Genomic DNA, 3559 nt, shown 5'->3' with positions numbered 1-3559 from the left:
GTTCGTCCACGTCGCGGGCTTCGACCAGGCCGGAGGGGGTGGCGATCCAGAACGACTGGGTGGCCTCACCGAAATAGATGAGCAGGTGGCGGTTTCGGGCTTGGGCCTGGGCGGCCTGGGCGTGTTCGCGGGAGAACTCGGAGCGGTGTCCACCCAGGCGGGGCAGGGTGCGGGCGCGCTGGGTCCGGCAGGTGCGATGGTCACAGGACGCACAGACCGGACCGGTGGTGGGGGCCGAACGCGGCGGGGCCGGGGTGAAGGTCGTGCCGCTGGTGTGGGTGGGGCGAGTGTCCACGGGGCGACGCGGCGCGGGGATAGGGTGGTTCATCAGATCCTCGTTTTCCTTACAAATGAACTGGTTTGGTTGTTCGGGGGTTCAGGGCCCGGAAGAGCGTTGGCGCGCTCTCCTGGGCCCGTCTCATGTCATCGACGTGACAGAGCGTGGAGTTCAGTTGAGGGCGGCGGTGTTCCATCCGCTGCGGGTCAGGTCGTAGGCCAGGTACAGCCACACGGTGCGGTACTCGGCGTTGCCGTTGTCGCCCCATGAGGTGGCCAAGGCGTCGATCATCGCCAAACCGCGCCCGGACTCGGCTCCCAGGTTCAGCCCGTCCGGGGCCGGGACGAGGCGGGTGTTGCGGGTGTGTAGTCCGCCCCGGTCGTGGCAGCTCAGGTGGAGTCCTTCCTTGTCACGGTGCACCCGCAGGGTGTAGTTGCCACCCGGGAGTCCGGAGAGACTGTGCCGGAGCGCGTTATTGGCCAGCTCGCTGCCCAGCAGGGTGAACAGGTAGCGGTAGTCGCCCGTTTCGGTGGCCGCGCACGTGTCCAGGAACGCGCGGACCAGGGGCATCAGGGCGGGGACTCCAGCGAAGTCGTAGCTGCGCGCTCGGTAGTTGGGGCGCTCGGGCAGGCCGGAGAAGTAGTGGCGTTGGAAGGGCCGGATGAAGCTGGCCAACGGCACCGTGGCCTCGCCCTGAACCGGGACGGGGACAGGGCCAGGGGCGGGCGCGAAGGCGTTTTCGGGCATGACGAACACACTCCTTGACATGGGTCACCGGACTTCAAAGCGTCGGCTCTACGGACACGAAACCTCCGCACCATCCGCCCTGTGTTGCTCAGCGGACAACCGGCGCCTCAGACTCTTGAGAGTCATGATTGATTTTCAATATAGAATCTCAAACAGCTTCCCGCCAGCGATTCACCAACCTGGCCATCCAGGTTTCTCGAAGCTTCCACACCGGGCAGCCGACCCAACTAACGTTCGAACGGCTGACTTCAGACAGACAGGGTGGTGCAAATGGGATCAAGTCCGACAGTGTGGCGACGTTGGCTTGCCCACGAGCTAAAACGTCTCAGGGTGGAGGCCGGACTCAGCCGCAAAGACGTCGCCGCGGAGCTTCGCTGCACCCAAGGGAAGCTGCACTACATCGAGACCGCAATGGTCCCACCACGCGCCCGGGACCTGGAAGAAATCCTCTTCGACCTCTACCAGATTCCCGAGGAACGCCGTGATCACTACCTTCAAGCAGCTCGCAACGCGCGCAAACGAGGCTGGTGGGAGAAGCAGGACGACAGCGTCACCCTGCCGAAATGGTTCTCTTTGTACCTCGGTCTTGAGCAAGGTGCCTCAGAGATCTATACCTGGGAGACTCAGCTGATCCCGGGCCTACTTCAGACCAGGGAGTACGCATACACCGTTATCAACGGGGCGATCGCGGAACAGGGATCTGACGAAGTCGAGAAGTTGGTCGACGTGCGCATAGCCAGGCAGAACATCCTGTCTGGGGAAGAGGCCATCCGGCTCTGGGCTGTCATCGACGAGACAACTCTTCTCCGCGAGGTCGGAGGTCGATCAGTCATGCATGATCAGATTGACCACATCCTCAACCTGAGTTCCCATCCACGCATCACCATCCAGCTCTTGCCACAACCAAGTGGAACTCACGCTGGCATGCTGGGAAGCTTCTCCATCCTAGGGTTCCCAGCTTCCACGGATCCTGGTCTCATCTACCTCGAATACCGCACTGGAGCGATGTACCTTGAGCAACCCTCAGAGATCAAGAACCATCAGATAGCTTTCGAACACCTTCGGATGGCCGCGCTCAAACCTGAACCCTCACGTTCAAGGATGAAGGAGATCATGGAGAACCTGCGATGAATCAAGAATCGCTGGAGTTGAACTGGCATAAAAGCAGCTATAGCGGTGAGACAGGTGGAAACTGCGTGGAGGTAGCGCACATCCCCACCAGCTTCCGGAAGAGCAGCCACAGCGGTGCCGGCGAAGACTGCGTCGAGGTCGCCGAACTCCCCAGAGGCGCGGCCATCCGTGACTCGAAGCACCCCGATGCCGGACACTTCCCCTTCCCCGTCTCCGAGTGGACCGGCTTCCTCAGAAGCGCTCTCCGCTAACCGACCCCGGCCAGAACCCCGCCTGCGGTGGGCCCTCACCCACCGCAGGCGTCTCCCACACGACTGACTCTTGAGGACTTCCAACTCGGGCCCCGGGCCGCTGTCCGCTCCCGGGCTCCAACTGAGAGCGCCGAACGCGGGACGGGGAGGCAACGGCCTCCCCTCCGTGGTCAGGCTCCTAGGAGACGGTCGGTGTAGTCCTTCCAGAACGGGGCGGCCTCCACCGGGCGCACGCCCGCGCGCAGACGCTCGGGAACCCCCGGGCGGTAGAAGTCGGCCAAAGCCCGAGCCAGGTCGGTGACGTCGCCGGGTTCGCACAGCATCCCGTCCACCCCCTCGCGCACGTGGTCGGCGAGGGCGCCCGCACGGGTGGCGATCACCGGTAGACCGTGCTCGTGGGCCAGCCACACGTTCTGACTGGCGGTGGCGGAACGGTACGGCAACACCATGGCGTCGGCGGCGGCGAACAACTCGGGGAGTTCCTCGGCGGGCACGTAGCCCTCGCGGAAGCGCACCCGATCGGCCACCCCGAGACGACGGGCCAACGCGGTCAGGTCGGCGGATCCTCCCCAGAACTCTCCGGCCACGGTCAGGGTGACGTCGCCCGGCGCACCCTCGGCCAGCGCCCGCAGCAACACGTCCACGCCCTTGTAGGGGCGCACGATCCCGAGGAAGAGCAGGTGGCGCCGCTCCCCCGGCTCCGGCGCGGAACGCGCGCCGGTGTCGGGCAGGTGCGGGGGCATCGGCGCGACCACCGGCCGACGACGCTCGGAACCGAGCAGCCCTTCGGCCAGGCGGGCCTGTTCGGTCGAGTGGGTGAGCACCCCATCGGCGCGGCGCAGCAGGGCGCGGACCAGGGAGACGTCCACGGCACGGCGTTCGTGCGGCAGGACGTTGTGGCACAGGACCACCACACGGGTTCGCTCGGCTCCTCGGCTCGGTCGAGCCGAGCGCAGTCCGGCCAGGATCCCCAGGTAGGCGGGGACCTGGACCGGTGAGAACAGGGTGAGCACCACCAGGTCCTCGGTGCGGGCCAGCCGCCGACCCGTCGCGAACCAACCGTCGGGCCGGTACCAGGCCAGGTCGTGCCGGGTGTCGGGGAAGGGCTCGCCCTCGGGGTCGGCGACGGTCTGTTCACCCGGGTACAGGGCGG

General features: G+C 65.8%; 5 protein-coding genes. 2 read left to right on the top strand and 3 right to left on the bottom strand.

The annotated features are described in order from the left end of the window. Window positions 1-328 (bottom strand): hypothetical protein (locus tag ACWGKS_RS29690; RefSeq protein WP_452525034.1); only part of this gene is annotated, 328 nt, incomplete at its 3' end. A 120-nt stretch (window positions 329-448) separates the two neighbouring features. Next, window positions 449-1024, bottom strand: coding sequence for an ATP-binding protein (locus tag ACWGKS_RS29685; protein ID WP_358503381.1), 576 nt, complete (start codon window positions 1022-1024; stop codon window positions 449-451). A 270-nt stretch (window positions 1025-1294) separates the two neighbouring features. Here ACWGKS_RS29685 and ACWGKS_RS29680 point away from each other — a divergent pair, with 270 nt between their 5' ends. Beyond that, on the top strand, window positions 1295-2155 hold the full coding sequence (locus tag ACWGKS_RS29680) for a helix-turn-helix domain-containing protein (protein WP_358503383.1): 861 nt from the start codon (window positions 1295-1297) through the stop codon (window positions 2153-2155). After that, window positions 2152-2406, top strand: a complete 255-nt coding sequence (locus tag ACWGKS_RS29675; RefSeq protein ID WP_358503386.1) for a DUF397 domain-containing protein — start codon at window positions 2152-2154, stop codon at window positions 2404-2406. The genes ACWGKS_RS29680 and ACWGKS_RS29675 overlap by 4 nt, the downstream gene beginning before the upstream one ends. 170 nt (window positions 2407-2576) lie before the next feature. Here ACWGKS_RS29675 and ACWGKS_RS29670 read toward each other — a convergent pair. Beyond that, the coding region (locus ACWGKS_RS29670) for a glycosyltransferase family 4 protein (RefSeq protein WP_452525031.1) at window positions 2577-3559 on the bottom strand (983 nt) is incomplete at its 5' end.

This window comes from Nocardiopsis sp. NPDC055879, assembly GCF_053615935.1.
This window is presented reverse-complemented; position numbering and strand designations above follow the sequence as displayed.